We start from the raw sequence: 18,130 nt of genomic DNA, 5'->3' as shown, positions 1-18,130 counted from the left end.
GCCCGGCGAGTCGGCGCGGTCGTCACGTCCGTACCTGGATCAGCGCATGCGTCCCGCCGGTCCGCCACTTCTGCCCTTCCGCCGCCACCAGCGCCGCCTCCGTGCGGGCGTCCAGGCCGGTGATGACGTCGGACTTCAGGGTGCGCAGGGCGGCGACCGGGCCGGGGAAGTGGGCGGTCAGGTCGGTGAACGGTGTCGTCGGCGGCCAGAGTCGGTCGCCGACGAGACGGCGGTAGTTGAGGTCGCCCTTGACGAGGGTGAGGGTGGCCGTGGCGAGCTCCTCGCGGAGGTCGTCGGGCATCGCCGCGTACGGCAGTGGGGCGGCGGCGAAGGGGTGGGCGCGCACGGTGAGGCGGCCGTCCGTCATCGCCGACCAGAGCACGCGGCCGTACGTCGCGGCCGCGCCCGGTGCCCGCGTCAGCCGGCGCAGGGCGTCGAGCACGTCGGCGTGCGTGGCGTCGGAGACGTAGTAGGGGTACGGCTTGACGTGGAGGACGGCCCGTGCCACGCGCCCCTGGGTGAGGAGGTGGGCGATGAGGAGCAGGTCGGGGACGAGTTCGCGGCCCGCGTTGTCAGCGATCAGGCACAGGGTGGCCGAGCCCGAGGGCGGGAGGAGGGACCAGAGGGTCTCGCTGTCGTCGGTCACCAGGGGCGGGGTGTCCGAGGAGGTCTCGTCCCGCGCGGCGGACATACGGAATCCGAGGTCCGCGCGGTTGCCCCACAGCGACCCGTGCAGCAGCGCCCGGTCCTGCTCCTCGGCGGGGCGGTCCGCGAGGGCATCGAGGGCTGCGAGTTCCTCGTCCGTCTCGGGGGCGTCGAGTTCGGCCAGCTTGGAGGGCCGGAAGGGGTCGATGCCCTGCCAGGGGCCCGGAGTGAAGTAGCCGACGGCTTCGAGGAGTTGGCGGTAGAAGTAGCTCTCCGACCACAGCCACGGTACGTCGAACCAGGACCGGCCGGTGCAGGCGTCGGCGCCCCACGACGCCCAGCGCTCGCCGTCGTGCGCGTCGGCGGGGAGCGGCTCGATCACGCCCTTGGTGCAGCTCGCGATGAACGCGTCCAGCGCGCGGTGCCGCTCGGGGCCGTACGGGAAGGACTCCCGTACCTGCCGGATGATCGCGGGATGCCGCTCGGCGAGCACGCTGTGCGGGAACGAGCCGGGCTCGTTGCCGAGGAGCACGGGCGCGAGCGGGGTGGCGGTCCTGTCGGGCATGCGGCTCACGGTATCGCGCCTGTCATACGGCTCTGATCTCCCGCTCCAGCTGTGTCGCGAGCGCGAGATAGCGGGCCCGGCGGGGTACCGGGACCAGGCCGCGGATCATGAGGTGCCACATCTCGGCAACCCTGCGGGGCTGGCGTGCGACGGGTTCGAGGGAGCGGCCGACGACGCGGGTGCCGACGAAGAAGCAGACGAGGGAGTGGGCCGCGGCCTCGACGTCGACGTCCGGGTGGATATCGGACTCCTTGGCGGCGCCGAGGAGTTTGCGGGTGGTGATGTCCAGCAGCTCGGTGAAGGGGTGCCGCAGGGGCGGCCGTATCACCACTCCTCCTGTGGCGAGGCGCAGTCCGGCCCGGGGTATCGGCCCTTCGACGGACAGGCGTGTGATGCCGAACGTCGTGCGTATCAGGGCCTCCAGACAGGAGTAGCCCCGGCCGTCCATCTCGCTCGCCATCTGCCGGGAGGCTCTGGACTGGAGCTCCATGATGGCCTGGGCGAGGTCTTCCTTCGCGGCGAAGTGGAAGTACAGGGCGCCCTTGGTGACTTGGGCGTGCTCGACGATGTCGCTGAGGCTGGTCGATTCATAGCCGTGACGGTCGAACAGTTCGGCGGCGGCTGTGAGGATCGTGGTGCGGGTCTGTTCGGCGCGTAACTGCCTCGCCATCGGCTGGACACTCCTGTGACGGAAAAGAACGGGTCATGCCGTTTGTTTCTACCTCTCCGCACACGATATCTCACCGCCCCTCGGTTCCCACCTCGCACTCGAAAACCGTCGACTCTCCCTGTCGTCCCAGGACTTGGACGCCGGCGCCGTTCGCACTCCCCCCGTCGTCCGCCTCTATCCAGGTGAGCTGGTCGAGTTCGGCGTACTGATGAAAGACGGCGTGGAACGAAACGGGCCGCCGTCGGCCGTTCCGGGTGCGGGTCCGTGCGGCCTGGCGGGCGGCCTCCAGCAGCAGCATTCCGGGCACATGATCAAGTGGATGGTCGAAGAAAACAGCATGAGCGGTATCAACTCGCAGCCGCCAGCGGCCGTGGTGGTCGGCCGGGGCGAGGACGACGTCCGCGGGCAGGGCGCGGTCCACCTCGGCGGGCGGCAGACCGGGCGGCACGGGCAGTGCGGAGACCGTGGTCGCGGTGCGGCCGCCGCGCAGTCGGCGGTAGACGGCTTCGTTTGTCCAGGTGACGGCTATGTGCCCGGTCGCGACGCGTTCGCTGCCGAGCCGTATGTCCGCGTCGTAGCGGAATCCGGCCGGGCGGCCGCCGCGGTGGTCGACGTCGGAGACGGTGATGTGGAGGACGGGTTCGGCGGGCACGGCACCGACGGCCAGATGCTCGGGGTGGGTGGTGATCCGCAGCTCCCTGAGCACGAACTGGTGGCCCAGCGGGACGCCGTAGGCGGTGTGCGCGAGGAGTGCGCCGGCCTGGCGGACGGTCTCCGCGACCAGCAGCGGTTCGTAGGCCGACCGGTCCGGCGACACGTGTAACTGATGAGCTCGCGGCCACTGGGCGAAGACGGTGAACCGGTCGGTGTCGATGCTGGTCGCCCCGGTGAGAAACGTTTCGGCGACGGAGGCTCGGTGGACGAGCTGACGGGGTACCGTGGCGGTCAGGCCGTCCGGTACCGCCGGGGTCTCGGCGGGCGGGATCGTGACGAATTGCCACGGATGAGGCATGTCCCCTCCTTGGGTCCCCCCGAATGTGCCTGGACAGACGGCGAGGAGCCGGTGCCGCGAGCGTTAGAGTACGAGGCGACCGGTTTGTTTTCAATGCGGCCTTGAGTCGCCCGACCGTGCCCGAACCCGCTCCGGCGCACGCCGGGCGCAGAGGCCAACTCGGCGCAGCGGAGGGGCTGTTATGGCGAGGCAGGAGCGCGCCATCAGAACGCGGAAGGTCATCCTGGAGGCCGCGGGGGCGGTCTTCGACGAGCACGGGTACACCGCGACGACGATCGCGATGGTCCTGGAGCGGGCCGAGGTGACCAAGGGGGCCCTGTATTTCCACTTCCCCTCGAAGGAATCCCTCGCCCAGGCCGTGCTGGACGAGCAGCTGTCGCTCGGCGCGGTGCCGCCGCAGGCGTGCAAGCTGCAGGAACTGGTCGACATCACCTTCGTGTTCGGGCAGCGGCTGCTCAGCAACTCGCTGCTCAAGGGCAGTGTGCGGCTGGCGGTGGACCAGTGCGCGCCGCCCGGTGTCGATCACTCCGAACCGTTCAGGCAGTGGGCGGACCACCTGGTCGGGATACTCGAACGGGCTCGTGACCAGGGCGAGTTGCTGCCCACCGTGCAGCCCAGGCAGACGGTGGAGCTGCTGGTCGGTGCGTTCGCGGGCATCCAGCTGATGTCCCGGGCGCTGAACGACCGCGACGATCTGGCGGAGCGGATCTCGGTCCTGTGGGGACACCTTCTGCCGAGCATCGCGCTGCCGGGCCTGCTGACCGGTATCGACCGGGAACCCGATCGCGGGGTGCGGGTGCTGGCCGCCCTCGATGCCACGGACGTCGAACCGGTCGCCATGGATCTGTCCGCACGCTGAGTGCACAAGACCGACCGGACCGACGGTTTCTGCCGGTCCGGTCGGTGCTCGAAACGCCCTTGACGTACGACGGGCCGGCCGATGCCCCATCCGCACCGGCCGGCCCGCCCGCTTGTGGTACGCACCCGTTCAGGGCGCGCGTTCAGTTGTCGGTCGCGGCGACTGTCGCCCGCGTCCGCTCAGAAGGTGAGCTTCCAGCTGTTGAGCGTGCCCGTGTCCTGGGCCGCCGTGTCCTGGACGCGCAGCTTCCAGGTGCCGTTGGCGGCCTCGCTGGAGGCGTTGACCGTGTAGGTGGTGTTGACGTTGTCCGCGGAGTCCGAGGAGCTGGCGGACTTCAGGCGGTACGTCGAACCGTCCGGCGCCACCAGGTCGATGACCAGGTCACCGCGGTAGGTGTGGGTGATGTTCACGCCGACCTGGAGGGCCGACGGGGCGTTGCCGCTGCGGCCGCTGACGGCGATGGAGGACTCGATCGCCGAGCCGTTGTCCGGGATGGAGACCGCGGAGGTGCTGGTGAAGGTGGTGCCCCCCGTGGAGCCGCCGGAGCTGCCGCTCACCGCCTGCACCGTCTTGGCCGCGTCCGCGAGGCCGGCGCCGCAGCCGCCCGAGCAAGTGCCGGGCAGAGCACGCGAGTTGGTCTTGATCGCGGACTCGATCTGCGCCGGGGTCAGTGACGCGTTGGCCGACTTCATCAGCGCGGCCAGGCCCGCGATGTGCGGGGCGGCCATGCTGGTGCCCTGGTAGTACTCGTACGTCTCGCTCGACGGGCCCTGGGCGCCGGTGTTCAGCGTGGACAGGATGCCGTTGGCCGTGGTGGTACGGGTCTCGCCGCCGGGGGCCGCGATGTCCACGGTCGAGCCGTAGTTGGAGTAGTAGGCCTTGGAGCCGGAGCGGCCCAGCGCGGCCACCGAGACGACGTTGTTGCAGTTCGCCGGCGAGGAGTTGGAGGCGTTCTGGTTCTCGTTGCCCGCCGCGACGACCACCGTGGTGCCGCGGTTCACCGCAGCGTTGATGGCGCTCTGGGTCGCCGAGGAGCAGGCGCCGCCACCACCGAGGCTCATGTTGATGACCTTGGCGACGTTGGTGTTCGCGGGGACGCCGGAGACCGAACCGCCGGACGCCCAGGTGATGGCGTCGATGATGTCGGAGTCGTAGCCGCCGCACTGGCCGAGGACACGCAGCGGGGAGACCTTCGCGCCGTACGCGATGCCCGCGACGCCCTTGCTGTTGTTGGTGACCGCGGCGATGGTGCCCGCGACGTGGGTGCCGTGCCAGGAGGAGGTGGTGGCCGTCCAGTCGCTGGCGCACTGGCCGTCGGTGGTCCAGTCGCCCGTGTCGGCCGGGTTGCTGTCGCGTCCGTTGCCGTCGTTGGAGACCGCGGTGTCGGAGATGAAGTCGTAGCCGCCGACGATGTTGGCACCGAGGTCGGAGTGGGTGACGTAGCCGGTGTCGATGACGGCGACGGTCACGCCGCTGCCGGTGGCGACGTCCCAGGCGCCCGGCACGTTCATGCCCGCGGTGGTCTCGAAGAGGTCCCACTGCTTGCTGTACTCGGTGTCGTTGGGGGTGGCCAGCGGCTTGTTCAGCCGGTCCGGTACGACGTAGGCGACCTGCGGGTCCGCCCGGTACTCGGCGACGACGTCGGCGACGTCGGTCCGGGTGAGGTTCTCGCCCAGGTCGACGAGGGCGGCGCCGGAGCCGAGGCGGCGCTGGAAGTCGAGGTCCTCGCCGGCCTCCTTGCCCTTGGCGGCGGCGTCGGCCTCGGCGGCCTTGTTCGACTTGGCCTCGGCGGCGCCGGACTTGTAGCCGACGATGAGGCGCTCGGCCGGGGTGCCGGGGGCGGCCTCGGTCTGGGCCGCCGGGACGGGGGCGGCGGCTTCCCGGGTGGGGGAATCCTGGGCCACGGCGACCGAGGTGGTGGCAGCCGTGAAGAGCGCGGCGGAGACCGCGGCGACGGATATCAGCTTCCGTCTGAGAGACGCAGAGGTACGCAAGGGTGTGCCCTTTCGTGGCCGGCCGTACTCCGGGCAGCGCGGAGCGGCGGTCGATTCGCTTCGTCCTCGAAGCGGCGGGGGGTACGCCGAGAAGGCGGTGGGGGCGGTGCGAAGTGCTGGGCGCGCGGCGGCCGGCCTGGCGCGAGCTACGACCCGTTCGGGGTTACCTGTGGGTCGGCTGTGGTCGAACGATAGGCAAAGAAAAGGTCATCGGGATACAGGGGAAACCCTCGATCCGGCTGGAAACCCACCCTCTACGTCGGACGGTTGACCGGTAATGGCGACATTTGCCCGGCTCGTCGCGCAGTGAACGCGCCGGGCCGGTTTCCCGTACTGCACGAGGACCCTGCCCACGCCGGCCGAGGAGACGTTCCGGATGTCCCGGATGCCCTGGATGAGAACGCACCGCACCGCCCTGGCGGCCACCGCCGTCACACCTTTGCTGCTCACGGTGTGGGTGGCGGGCCCGGCTCATGCGCACGGTGCGCCGACGGATCCGGTCAGCCGGGTGTACGGCTGCTCCCCCGACGGCGGCAGCGCGTCCCGGTCGGGGGCCTGCCGGGCGGCGGTCGCGTCGAACGGCGCGCCCTTCACCGCCTGGGACAACCTTCGGATCGCGAATGTGAACGGCCGGGACCGGCAGGTCGTCCCCGACGGGCAGCTGTGCAGCGGTGGACTGCCGGCCTACCGGGGCCTCGACCTCGCCCGCGCCGACTGGCCGTCGACCCGGCTGACGCCCGGCTCCACCCTGACGATGCGGTACGTCTCGACGATCCCGCACACCGGCACCTTCAAGCTCTACCTCACCAAGCCCGGCTACGACCCGACGAAGCCGCTGACCTGGTCCGACCTCCCGGAGAAGCCGTTCGCGCAAGTGACGGACCCGGCGCTGACGGACGGGGCGTACCGGATCAGGGCGACGCTGCCGTCCGACCGGGCCGGGCGCCATGTGCTGTACACGGTCTGGCAGAACAGCAGTACGCCGGACACGTACTACTCGTGCTCGGATGTGGTGTTCCGGGCCGAGCAGGACACGGACGCCGAGGGAAGCGGCGGCGAGCGCACGGCTTCCGCCGCCGCGAACGCGGATCGCGACAACGGACGTACGACCGCCAGTTCCTCGCCGACGACCGAGCCGCGCAAGACCGTCTCACCGACGCCTCCCGCTCCGACCGACACCGAGAGCCGACGCACGCAGAACGCCGCCGCGCCCGACAGCACGCCGGTGGCCTCCACCGGCGGCGCCGGTACGGGGCCCTCGACGCCGCTGCTGGCGGGCGGCGCCGCCGCGGTGCTGGTGCTCACCGGGGGCGCCGCCCTGGCGCTGCGGCTGCGCAGGAGGTGAACTCCTGGACGGCAGGGGTCAGTTGACGTACACCGCCTCGCCGCTGCCGGTCACCGGGGCGTACTTGGCGGTGAAGTAGCCGTTGGCGAAGCAGAGGGACGAGCCGGAGACCTTGGTGAACTGCGCGCTGGCGAAGTTGATGGTGTTGTCGCTGTTGCTCGCCGTGCCGGACAGGCTGGGGGCCTGGTAGACGCAGTTGATGCTGCCCAGCAGGGTCCGCAGGACGACCGTCGTCTGGATGGTGGAGCCCTCGGCCGGGGTGACGGTGACGGTGCCGTCGGAGGCCACGGCGGCACTGTACGGCAGGTTGTTGACCGTGATGCCGGTGACGCCGAGCACGCCGACCACATTGGTGGTGCAGCTGGCGGCGTCGAAGGTGTGCGCGGAGACCGACTCCGTCGCGGTGCCGGGCGCGCCGGGGTTGTCCGTCACGGTGGCCGTGAACTGCGACGACGTGCAGGAGATGCCGCTCGTACCGGTCGCGCTGGAGTAGAACGTGGCGGCGGTGCCGCTCGCCAGCGGCGCGGTGAGAACCTCGCCGGCCGCGACGGCCGTACCGCCGACGGAGCCGGTGGTGAGAACGGCGCCGTCGGCCGCGGACGCCGGGACTGCCATCGGGAGAGTGAGGGCGGCGACGGTGCCGGCGAGGGTGAGGAGGGTGCGCGTACGCATGCGGGTGTACCTCGGCTTTCGTTGCGGGGGTGTGCCCTGAGGGCCGCTGAGCGGCTCAGGGGTTCGGGGGTCTCGGCGGGGGTGGGGGGCGCTCGAGTCGGTGTGCGCCGTTGCCGGTCCGTGACGCCTTCTCCGTACATCACGGACCGGCAACGGCAGCCCGGCCGGAGACCGGCCGGAGACCGTGGGGAGGGCTCCGGCCGGACCGGGCGGGGGCGTCCGGCACGGACCGAGGGGGGAAGCGACCGTGACGGCGCCGTGGAGTGATCTCAAGAAAATGTGAAGGACATCAGGTCCGGGAACGCGGGCCAAGGCCACGCGACGGCGGATCCGGCGCCACGGATCCAGGGGGGAGCCAGGGCAAGTTGTAGACCTGAGTGACAGTCAGTGTCAAGGAGTAACAAGGGAGTTGATGCCCGCGCATCAGCTTTTGCGGGGCCCCGAAGTCTCCTCGACCCACAGGTGAAACACAATCAACACCCTTTTTCCATAACTGCCTTGACCCTCGCCTGTAACCACCGGTAACTTCCCGGCTGGCTACTGCGGAGTACGAGAAAGCCCTTGCATCCGCCGGGAGTTGCGAGGGGCGTGCGCCGTGGGCGCTGTCCGCGCCAGGACAACGTGCCGCTGATGCCCTACCCGCACTTTCATGCACCTGGGAGCAGTTATGGCCTCGTCCTCGGACGTCACCTCGTCCGCCGACAACACACCCGAGAACCGGGAAAGCGATTCCGCGAGACGCGGGCGGGTCCGGGCACGCCGGGCCGCCGTGATGGCGGTGCCGGCCACCCTGGTCGCCGGCGCGCTCGCGGTCCTCACCGCCGAGGGCGCGCTGGGCGTGCAGTTCGCCATCTCCGGCATGCCCTTCACCGTCACCGCGACCGAGCTCAACGGCACCGGGTTCGAGCAGTTCGGCGGCCTCGACGAGATGGCCCCGGGCAGCCCCAACGCGGGGGACACCGGCGGCCAGGTGCTGGTCGTCACCTCCGCGATCAAGAACGCGACGCTCACGAAGCTGTGCCAGAGCGTCGACCTCGGTGGCACGAACCTGCTCATCACCGCCGGGAGCGGGTCGGAGAAGGTGCAGGCCAGCGATCTGACCACCGACTCGACCGAGCTGTCGGGTGACGCGGCGTTCACCAACATCGAGATCGGCAACGACGCCAGTACGTTGACCAAGGCCGGGGTGAAGGGGCCGATCGGTGTCTTCAGCCAGCAGGCGGACACCGTGCGCATCGCCAATCTCCGGCAGACCAACTATGCGACGACAGCGGGCGTGTTCAAGCTCCCGGGTCTGAAGCTCCGCTTCAGCAGCACGGGTTGCTGATGAGTGAGCGTGCGGGATTCCGGTCGGCCTTCCATCGTTGGCGGGCCGACCGGCCGTTCTGGGGCGGGCTGCTGCTCGCGCTGGGCGGGGCGGAGGTTCTGCTCACGATGAAGGCGTCGATGAAGGTCGTTCTGCATGTCGGGATGCAGGGGCTGGCGGGGTATCTGCTGCCGGCTCTGATGGTGCTGCTCGGCCTGCTGATCCTGTTCAATCCGGCGCAGCGGCTCTTCTATTCGATCACCGGGGTCCTGGTCGCCCTGGGTACCTGGCCCACGTCGAACCTGGGCGGGTTCTTCGTGGGCCTGCTGCTGGGCGTGGCCGGCAGTTCCCTCGCTTTCGGGTGGCTTCCGGACCAGGAGCCGCGGGTGCGCCGGCGGCAGCGGGGCCGGAAGAAGGGGGTTGCTGCGGCGCCCGCCCAGCAGACTGGGGAGCCCGCCTGAACCGGGTTCCTCGGCCCGTCCGATTGCCCTGTGGCTCTGCAGCACGGTGACCGTCGGCCTACAGCGCCGCCAGGCCTGGATCGCCGGCCCATGCCTCCGGTCAACTTCCCTATGCCCCTGGGAGGTTGACAGACTGACCCGGCCCGACGTCCACGTCCCGGAGGTCTCATGTCCACTGACCGTATCGACACCGAGACCGCCCACTCCGCCCGCATCTACGACTACATCCTCGGCGGCAAGGACTACTACCCCGCCGACCAGGAAGCGGGCGACGCCATGGCGCGTGAGTGGCCCGCGTTGCCCGTTCACATGCGAGCCAACCGGGACTTCATGAACCGGGCGGTGCGGTATCTCGCCGAGGAGGCGGGGATACGGCAGTTCCTCGACGTCGGGACAGGGATTCCGACGTCGCCCAACCTCCATGAGATCGCCCGCTCGGTCGCCCCCGAGTCCCGGGTCGTGTACGTCGACAACGATCCCCTCGTACTCGCGTTGTCCCAGGGGTTGGTGTCGAGCGCACCCGAGGGGAGGACCGCGTACATCGAGGCCGACATGCGCGATCCGGCGGCCGTGCTCGACGCCCCGGCGTTCCGCGAGACGCTCGATCTCGGGGAGCCGGTCGCGCTCACCGTCATCGCGATCGTGCACTTCCTGCTGGACGAGCACGACGCGGTGGGGATCGTACGGCGGCTGATCGAGCCCTTGCCCGCGGGCAGTTACCTCGCGATGTCCATCGGCACCGCCGAGTTCGCGCCGGACGAGGTCGGCCGGGTCGCCCGGGAGTACGCGGCCCGGGGCATGCCGATGCGGCTGCGCACCCTTGCGGAGGCCGAGGAATTCTTCACCGGTCTGGACCTCGTCGAGCCGGGCATCGTGCAGGTCCACAAGTGGCGTCCGGACGGGACGGGCACCGAGGTGATCCGGGACGAGGACATCGCGATGTACGGGGCGGTGGCCCGCAAGCCGAGTTGACCCGGTTTGCGAGCGCAAGCATGGAGGCGGAGCAGCTGTCGGCCCGCCCTCCCGCCAGCGGTTCATCACGATGTGGCAGCAACGACTCACGCCGAGTGGTTGCACACTTGACTACCGGTGGTCACACGCGATTTGCTCCGGCTCAGCGAGAGTTCACCAGGTCGGCGCACTCCCCGTGCCGCGCGGGCCGTACTCTCGTTCGTTCCCCCGGCTCGGCCGCACAGCGAGGTGCCGCACCCTCATGAAGACTCCACCCCCCTCCCCCGCTCTCACTCGCGTCGCGGCCCTCACGGCCGCGACCTGTCTGCTGCTGGCCGGCTGCTCCGCCATCGGCGGGACCGACGACGCGTCGGACGCGACCGCCGCGGCCGGCAGTCCGCGGCTGAAGATCTCCCTGATCACCCACGGCGGCGAGGGGGACGACTTCTGGGAGTTGGTACAGAAGGGCGCCCAGGCCGCGGCCGCCAAGGACAACATCGACCTGACCTACGCCAACGACTCCGACCCTGCCGGGCAGGCCGAGTTGGTGCAGGACGCGATCCGGCAGAAGGCCGACGGCATCGCGGTGACCCTGGCCAAGCCGTCGGCGATGACGAGCCCGGTCGCCAAGGCTCGGGCGGCCGGCATACCGGTGGTCGGCCTCAACTCTGGTATAGACGAATGGAAGTCCGCGGGACTGCTGGAGTACTTCGGCCAGGACGAGAGCGTCGCGGGCCGCGCCGTCGGCGACAAGCTCGACGACCTGAAGGCCAAGCACGCCCTGTGTGTCATCCACGAGCGCGGCAACGTCGCCCTGGAGGCGCGCTGCGCGGGTGTGAAGAAGGCGTTCGGCGGCGAGACCGAGAACCTCTACGTGGACGGCACCGACATGGACGCGGTGACCGCCACCGTCGCGTCCCGGCTGACGCAGGACCCGACCATCGACGAGGTCGTCACCCTGGGCGCGCAATTCGCGCTCGCCGCCGTGAAGTCGGCCGAGGAGGCCCACAGCAAGGCCCATGTCGCGACCTTCGACATCAACAAGGACCTCGTCAAGACGGTCCAGGACGGGGACGTGCAGTTCGCGGTGGACCAGCAGCCGTATCTGCAGGGCTATCTCGCCGTGGACTCGCTCTGGCTGTACCGGACCAACGGCAACACCCTCGGCGGTGGCGAGGCCCCCGTCCTCACCGGGCCGGCGTTCGTCACCAAGGCGAACGTCGCCGCGGTCGCGCAGTTCGCCGCCAACGGAACCCGCTGACCGGACACTTCCGCCGACGGTGTCGCCGAAGATTGGGGCACGCGTGACGCGTACGCTCACTTGTACGGATAACATCCTGCGCACCCCCTGTGACGTATCGGACACGCGTCCACCCCTCGCGCTCGTCCCCCTTCCCCTCCTCCGCTGATCGCCCTAGGACGACAATGTCTCCACGGACAGGTCCCCGGCGCCGCCGCCTCGGCTCCATACGTCTCTCCCTGATCCTCCTGGCACTGGTGCCCAGCGTCACGCTCGCCGCCGTGTGGAGCGTGACGACGATCCAGATGTTCTCGGAGGGCCTGACGCTGCGTGCGCAGACCGGGCTGAGCAAGTCGACCGGCGCCATGGGCACCGAGGCCACCCTCGCGCTGCAGCGGGAGCGCAGCTACTCGGCCGTCTGGCTGGCCTCGCGTCAGGAGGCGGCCCGCAGCGCCCTGGACGAGCAGCGCCGCACGACCGACAAGGCGGTCGCGAAACTCCTCGGCCAGTCGGACGAGATCCAGCAGGCGCCACCCCGGGTCAAGGACCGGCTGTACTCGGTCGTCGCGTCGGCGAGCAGCCTGGAGTACTACCGGGGCCAGGTGGACAACCCCACGGACATCAAGGCCGTGCAGGCGCTGGATCAGTACACGTCGATCATCGACGACCAGATCCACGCCTTCCAGGAGCTCTCCCAGGTCGACGACGGCGACCTCACCTCGCAGGCCGGCCCGCTGGTCTCGCTGGAGCACGCGGCGGAGCTGGTGTCCCGGGAGGACGCGCTGCTGACCCTGGCCGGACCGGCGGGGAAGATGGACGACAAGACGTGGACCGAGTTCGCGGAGCTGGTGAACACCCGCCGCTGGCTCGTCGACGACCAGATCCTCCCCGCGCTGACCGGGAGCGCGAAGACGGACACCGAGCGGATCCTCGGGAGTGCGCACTGGCGGACCCTGGAGTCCGTCGAGGACCGGGTGTTCGCGGCCCGGGCCGCGGCGCGTGGCGACGGGGACATCGCGATTCCGGACGTGCAGAAGCAGTGGCGGGCCGCGCTGATCAAGGTCTCCGACGAGTACGCGGTCCTGATCCAGCAGCAGACGACCGGACTGCTGCAGCGCAGCGCCGACGACGCGCGCGGCCTGCTGATCAAGGCCGCGTCCCTGAGCGCGGGCGGTCTGGTCGCCCTGCTGCTGTGCGTCTGGATGTCCTGGCGGATCACCCGCTCGCTGTCCCGGCGCCTGCGCGGGCTGCGCGAGGCCACCCTGAGCCTCGCCCAGGAGCGGCTGCCGGACGTGGTGGCCCGGCTGGAGCGGGGCGAGAAGGTCGACGTGGAGCTGGCGACCCCGCCGCTGGACTACGGCCATGACGAACTCGGCCAGGTGGCCAAGGCGTTCAACACCGCGCAGCGCACCGCCGTGCACACGGCCGTCGAACTCGCCGACACCCGGCGCGGCTTCCAGAAGATCATCCTGGGCATCGCCCGGCAGAGCCAGAACCTGGTCAACCTGCAGCTCACCAAGCTCGACGCGCTGGAGCGCGCGCACCAGGACCCCGAGGTCCTCAAGGGCCTTTACGAACTGGACTCCACCGCCAGCCAGTTGCGCCGCTACGAGGAGAACCTCGTCATCATCAGCGGCGAGCGGCCCGGCCGCAGCTGGAGCGAGCCGGTCGCGCTGATCGACATCCTGCGCAGTGCCGTCGGCGAGGTCGCCGAGTACCAGCGGGTGGAGGTGCACACCGAGGAGGAGGTGCACCTCGCGCCGCCCGCGGTGGCCGACGTGATCCATCTGCTGGCCGAGCTGATCGAGAACGCCACCCTGTACTCCCCCGCGCCGGCCCCGGTCGGGGTGCGGGCCGCGATGGTGGCCAAGGGGCTGGCCGTGGAGATCGAGGACCGCGGGCTCGGCATGTCCGAGGAGGACTACGACTCCTTCAACGCCCAGTTGGCCGACCCCCCGCAGTTCGACGTGGTGGCGCTCGCCGACGACCTGCGGCTCGGCATGTTCGTGATCTCCCAACTCGCCCACCGGCACGGCATCGCCGTCACCCTGCGCTCCTCGCCGTACGGCGGCACGACGGCGATCGTGCTGATCCCGCACGACATCGTGGTGCGGGACGTGCCCGCGCCGGACCGGGACGAGGTGCAGCACGCCGGGGCCGCCGAGCCGGAGGAGCCCGTACGGGAGTCCCGTACGGTCGTCGCGGCCCACACCGCGCCCGCCCCGGACCCCGCGCCCCCGGCACGCCGCTGGGGGTCCCCCCGCTCGAGCGGAGCCGACAGTGGGGGAGGCCTGACCCCGCTCCCCCGCCGGGTACCGCAGACCAGCCTGGCCGCCGAGCTGCGCGAGGAGGCCCCGTCCGCCGAAGAGGACGGGTGCGCCGACGACTTCACCGCGGAACGAGCCGCCTCCTCGCTCGCCTGCTTCCAGCGGGGGACGCTCCAGGCCCGCGACGAAAGCGACCATGAGGCCCCGAACGCGCCCGAGGCCGAGGACCAGCGGGTCCCGGCCACTCGGGGGGCGCGTGAGGACGGTGCCCGAGCGGAGCCGCCCACGGTCGGCTCGGCCCGTTCCGCCTCTTCCCCCACGTCCTCCACTCCGCCCGCCGACCGTTCATGAAGGACATCGCCATGACACGCCCCAACCCCGCCACGGACACCCAGCTCGACCAGTTGCTCACCGGACTCGTGGAGCGGGTCGCCGACGTCAACCACGCCGTCGTGCTCTCCGAGGACGGTCTGGTGGTCAGCAAGTCCACCGGCTTCCTGCGCGACGACGCCGAGCGGCTGGCGGCGACCGCGTCCGGGCTGATGAGCCTCAGCAAGGGCGTCAGCATGGACTTCAGAGGCGGGCCGGTGCGCCAGGCGCTGATCGAGATGGCCAACAGCTATCTGATCCTGACCTCCGCCGGGCCCGGGGCTCACCTGGTCGTGCTCACCAACCAGGGAGCGGACGTCGGTGTGGTGGCGTACCAGATGAACATGCTGGTGAAGAAGATCGGCGAGCATCTGTCGGCGGCACCGCGGGCCCATGCCGGCCCTGGCGCGTGAAGTGGGCTCAGACGATTCGGCGGGCCGGCTGGTACGACCCTTCACCCTGACCGGCGGTCGGACGCGGCCCAGCCGCACCGACTTCACGCTGATCACGACGGTGACGGCGGTGGATCCGCCGCCGGAGCGGGCGCCCCGTCCGCAGCCCGAGCAGGCACGGATCCTGCGGCGCTGCGCCCGGCCGCTCGCCGTCGCCGAGCTCGCGGCCCATCTCGACCTCCCGGTGAGCGTGGTCGCCATCATGCTCTGCGATCTGCTGGAGGCGGGCCTGATCACCGTTCATCCGCCGCACCCCGTCACCCCCCGCGCCCCGGACCTGGACCTGCTGCAGAAAGTGAGGGACGGCCTTGGCCGGCTCTGACACCACCGTGGAATCGGTCGCACCGCCCGACACGGTCAAGATCCTCATCGCCGGCGGTTTCGGTGTCGGCAAGACCACCATGGTCAGGTCGGTCAGCGAGATCACCCCGCTGTGCACCGAGGAGCCCCTGACCACGGCAGGTCTGGGCATCGACGACCTCAGCGGCATCGAGGCGAAGCGGGCGACCACCGTGGCCCTGGACTTCGGCCGGATCACCATCAGCCAGGAGCTGGTGCTGTATCTGTTCGGTACGCCCGGGCAGCAGCGTTTCTGGTTCATGTGGAACGACCTGGCGATCGGCGCGCTGGGGGCCGTGGTCCTGGTCGACGTCCGCCGGCCGGACTCCAGCTTCGCGGCGCTCGACTTCTTCGAGCGCCGGGGCATCCCCTTCGTGGTCGGCGTCAACGGCTTCCACGGCGAACATCCCTACCCCGCCGAGGACATCCGCGACGCCCTCGCGCTCCCGGACCATGTGCGGGTGCTGCTGTGCGACGCGCGGGAGCGCGAGTCGTGCCGGGACGTACTGATCGCCCTGATCGACCAGCTGATCGCCGATGCCCTCAAGGCGAGCTGAGAAACGGCGTGGCCTCAGCCCTCGGGGATCACTGAAGCGGTCGGGCCAGTTCCTGGCCGTGCTCCTGGGGTTGAGGGTCGGCGCGCCTCGGACGGCCACAACCTGGAGATCATGACCCGGCCCTAGCTCTCGGGGCGGCAAAGCGGGCGCGGTGGACGCGCGGGCCGGGCGGGTGCTGGGAGCCAGCGACTCGTTCCGCGGCTGGGCCGGGCTCGCGGTGACGGCGGTGGTGGAGGAGAAGGCGCTGGGCGTGTCTGCATTCCTGGACAGCGACGTCAACGCCTTCCTGCGCGGCGAGGCGACGGCCGGTTCCGTGGCGGGTGAGCCGCATGTGCTGGGGTGAGGCTCGGTACGGGGTGGGCGGGGCGCTGTGGCTCGACGGCGCGCTGTACGACGGCCCGCACGGGGCGGCGGGCGAGATCGGGCACGTCCCCGGCTTCGGTGACCTTGCCTGTGCTTGCGGCGAGCGCGGGCACGCGGAGACCCTGGCCTGCGGCCGCGCGATCGCCGCACGTTACGCCGAGCGCACCGGCCACCCGTGCACAGCCGGGGACGTCGCCGAGGCGGCGGGGGCGGACGACATGGACGCGGTCGCCGTGTACGAGGCGGCAGGCAGGCACCGGAGTGGCCCGCGCGCTGCTCGTCACGGTGGGCCTGCTGGACGTCACCACCGTGGTGATCGGCGGTGTGGGCGCTGCTGGAGCCTCCGATCCGCGTCGCCCTGACCGCCGAACCACCCGTCAGCCGCCACCCCGTCCGCGTCCGGCGCGCCGGTCTCGGCACCGACGTGGTGGCGGTCGGGGCGGCGGCACGTGCGCGGGCGGAACTCGGGCTCCTGCCCGGCCGAGTGGCGGGAATCCGCCAAGGATGACCATGTGATTGACGCGGACCGCACACTCTCCTAGCTTCTGGTCGATTCACCGAACTGCGTTCGATATTTCGGCAGTTGTGACCGTTCGGCATCTCGACCAGAAGGCCCGCACCCCCCTGGAGAGCACATGGCCCACCCCTCCCGCAGACACATCCTCGGCATGGCCGCGACCGTCCCGCTCGCCGCGACCGGCGCCCTGTCCCTCGGCGCGGGAACCGCCCACGCAGCCGACTCGGCGTACGCGATGGTCTACTTCACCGAGTCCAACACCATGCTGGAGGCGGACTACAACCTCCATCTGGCCGTCAGCACCGACGGCCTGCGGTGGACGCCGCTCAACCAGAACGCCCCCGTCGCCACCCCCACCCTCGGCGCCGGCGGTCTGCGCGACCCGTTCCTGCTGCGCAAGCAGGACGGCACGTTCGTCGTCCTCGCGACCGACCTGAGCGGCACGGACTGGACCCGCAACAGCGTCTACATCCACGTCTGGGACTCCGCAGACCTGCGCACCTTCACCGGCTACCGACTGCTGAAGCTGCACAACATGACCAACACGCACAGCTGGGCGCCGGAGGCGTTCTGGGACGCCTCACGCGGCCAGTACGGCATCCTCTACTCGTCGGTGAACAGCAGTGGCCACAACGTCATCATGGTCAGCTACACGACCGACTTCCGTACGACGACCAGCCCCCAGGTCTTCTTCGACCCCGGCTACGACGTCATCGACGGCAACCTCACCGTCGGGGTGAACGGCGTCAACTACCTCTACTTCAAGCGCGCGGGCACGCTGGTCGGCGCCCGCTCGACGAGCCTGAACCCCGGCAGCTTCACCCCGTTCAGCACGGCGGTGAACCACGGGGGCACCGAGGCCCCCACGGTGGTCAAGTCCCTGACGAGCAACACGTGGTACCTCTGGGGCGACACATACACGCCGAACGGTGTCTTCTACGTCTGGCAGACGAGCAACCTGGCCTCCGGAACCTGGACGGCGCTCGATCAGAAGCTCTACACCCAGCCGCTCAACTCCAAGCACTGCGGCATCCACCCGATCACCTCGACCGAGTACAACAACCTCATCGCCAAGTGGGGCGCCCCCGCCTGGAACCGGCTCAAGTCGTACAACTACCCGGCGCGTTACGTACGGCACAGCGGCTTCGCGGGCCGGATCGACGCGTACCCCTTCGACCCGTTCCCCGACTCCCAGTGGAAGCTGGTGCCGGGCCTCGCCGACTCCTCCGCCGTGTCCTTGCAGTCGGTCAACTACCCGACCCGCTATCTGCGGCACTACAACTACGCCCTGCGCCTCGACGAGAACGACGGCACGTCGACGTTCGCCGGGGACGCGACCTTCTACCGGACGGCCGGCCTCGCCGACTCCTCCTGGGCGTCGTTCCGCTCGTACAACAACCCGACCCGCTACATCCGGCACGCGGACTACGCTCTGCGCATCGACCCGGTCTCCACGACCACCGAGCGTCAGGACGCCACCTTCTACGTCGGCTACTGAGCAGCACAGCGGGGTTGTGACGAGAACCCGTCACAACCCCGCGAGAGT

16 protein-coding genes and 1 pseudogene are annotated in these 18,130 nt (G+C 70.3%); 12 read left to right on the top strand and 5 right to left on the bottom strand.

Annotation, left to right across the window (positions count from 1 at the left end; genetic code table 11):
- Nucleotides 1–22 precede the first annotated feature (22 nt).
- From PBV52_RS37930 to PBV52_RS37920, 3 genes are all read right to left on the bottom strand, one after another.
- Nucleotides 23–1,210, bottom strand: a complete 1,188-nt coding sequence (locus tag PBV52_RS37930; protein WP_274244910.1) for a damage-control phosphatase ARMT1 family protein — start codon at nt 1,208–1,210, stop codon at nt 23–25.
- Nucleotides 1,211–1,232: 22 nt separating this feature from the next.
- On the bottom strand, nt 1,233–1,880 hold the full coding sequence (locus PBV52_RS37925) for a ScbR family autoregulator-binding transcription factor (RefSeq protein ID WP_274244908.1): 648 nt from the start codon (nt 1,878–1,880) through the stop codon (nt 1,233–1,235).
- Between the two features lie 70 nt (nt 1,881–1,950).
- Complete coding sequence (locus tag PBV52_RS37920; RefSeq protein ID WP_274244907.1) at nt 1,951–2,892, bottom strand: ScbA/BarX family gamma-butyrolactone biosynthesis protein; 942 nt, start codon at nt 2,890–2,892, stop codon at nt 1,951–1,953.
- 181 nt (nt 2,893–3,073) lie between these two features.
- On the opposite strand from PBV52_RS37920, the gene PBV52_RS37915 reads away from it, so the two are divergent.
- A complete protein-coding gene (locus PBV52_RS37915; protein ID WP_274244905.1) occupies nt 3,074–3,751 on the top strand; it encodes a ScbR family autoregulator-binding transcription factor in 678 nt (225 codons plus the stop codon).
- A 179-nt stretch (nt 3,752–3,930) separates the two neighbouring features.
- Here the strand turns inward: PBV52_RS37915 and PBV52_RS37910 are convergent, their stop codons facing one another.
- Complete coding sequence (locus PBV52_RS37910; protein WP_274244903.1) at nt 3,931–5,745, bottom strand: S8 family serine peptidase; 1,815 nt, start codon at nt 5,743–5,745, stop codon at nt 3,931–3,933.
- A 385-nt stretch (nt 5,746–6,130) separates the two neighbouring features.
- On the opposite strand from PBV52_RS37910, the gene PBV52_RS37905 reads away from it, so the two are divergent.
- Nucleotides 6,131–7,090 (top strand): lytic polysaccharide monooxygenase, encoded by a 960-nt coding sequence (locus tag PBV52_RS37905; RefSeq protein WP_274249834.1) that lies wholly within the window; start codon nt 6,131–6,133, stop codon nt 7,088–7,090.
- An 18-nt stretch (nt 7,091–7,108) separates the two neighbouring features.
- On the opposite strand, the gene PBV52_RS37900 is transcribed toward PBV52_RS37905, so the two are convergent.
- Nucleotides 7,109–7,762, bottom strand: a complete 654-nt coding sequence (locus PBV52_RS37900; RefSeq protein WP_274244902.1) for a Tat pathway signal sequence domain protein — start codon at nt 7,760–7,762, stop codon at nt 7,109–7,111.
- Between the two features lie 667 nt (nt 7,763–8,429).
- Here PBV52_RS37900 and PBV52_RS37895 point away from each other — a divergent pair.
- From PBV52_RS37895 to PBV52_RS37850, 10 genes and pseudogenes are all read left to right on the top strand, one after another.
- Nucleotides 8,430–9,089, top strand: a complete 660-nt coding sequence (locus PBV52_RS37895) for a DUF6230 family protein (RefSeq protein ID WP_274244900.1) — start codon at nt 8,430–8,432, stop codon at nt 9,087–9,089.
- On the top strand, nt 9,089–9,529 hold the full coding sequence (locus tag PBV52_RS37890) for a DUF6114 domain-containing protein (protein ID WP_274244898.1): 441 nt from the start codon (nt 9,089–9,091) through the stop codon (nt 9,527–9,529). Before PBV52_RS37895 ends, PBV52_RS37890 begins: the two co-directional genes overlap by 1 nt.
- Before the next feature lie 168 nt (nt 9,530–9,697).
- A complete protein-coding gene (locus PBV52_RS37885; protein ID WP_274244896.1) occupies nt 9,698–10,501 on the top strand; it encodes an SAM-dependent methyltransferase in 804 nt (267 codons plus the stop codon).
- 241 nt (nt 10,502–10,742) lie between these two features.
- The gene (locus PBV52_RS37880; protein ID WP_274244894.1) at nt 10,743–11,741 is read left to right on the top strand and encodes a substrate-binding domain-containing protein; all 999 of its coding nucleotides are present in this window, start codon (nt 10,743–10,745) and stop codon (nt 11,739–11,741) included.
- A gap of 164 nt (nt 11,742–11,905) precedes the next feature.
- Nucleotides 11,906–14,338 (top strand): nitrate- and nitrite sensing domain-containing protein, encoded by a 2,433-nt coding sequence (locus PBV52_RS37875; RefSeq protein ID WP_274244892.1) that lies wholly within the window; start codon nt 11,906–11,908, stop codon nt 14,336–14,338.
- 11 nt (nt 14,339–14,349) lie between these two features.
- A complete protein-coding gene (locus PBV52_RS37870) occupies nt 14,350–14,769 on the top strand; it encodes a roadblock/LC7 domain-containing protein (RefSeq protein WP_274244890.1) in 420 nt (139 codons plus the stop codon).
- Complete coding sequence (locus tag PBV52_RS37865; protein ID WP_373921958.1) at nt 14,750–15,130, top strand: DUF742 domain-containing protein; 381 nt, start codon at nt 14,750–14,752, stop codon at nt 15,128–15,130. Before PBV52_RS37870 ends, PBV52_RS37865 begins: the two co-directional genes overlap by 20 nt.
- On the top strand, nt 15,117–15,704 hold the full coding sequence (locus PBV52_RS37860; protein ID WP_274244886.1) for an ATP/GTP-binding protein: 588 nt from the start codon (nt 15,117–15,119) through the stop codon (nt 15,702–15,704). Before PBV52_RS37865 ends, PBV52_RS37860 begins: the two co-directional genes overlap by 14 nt.
- Nucleotides 15,705–15,840: 136 nt before the next feature.
- A pseudogene (locus tag PBV52_RS37855) lies at nt 15,841–16,575 on the top strand (ROK family protein); the annotation flags it as partial.
- 127 nt (nt 16,576–16,702) lie between these two features.
- Entirely contained in the window at nt 16,703–18,082 is a 1,380-nt protein-coding gene (locus tag PBV52_RS37850; protein WP_274244884.1) for a glycoside hydrolase family 43 protein, read from the top strand.
- Nucleotides 18,083–18,130 lie beyond the last annotated feature (48 nt).

This window comes from Streptomyces sp. T12 (assembly GCF_028736035.1).
GTDB lineage: Bacteria > Actinomycetota > Actinomycetes > Streptomycetales > Streptomycetaceae > Streptomyces.
This window is presented reverse-complemented; position numbering and strand designations above follow the sequence as displayed.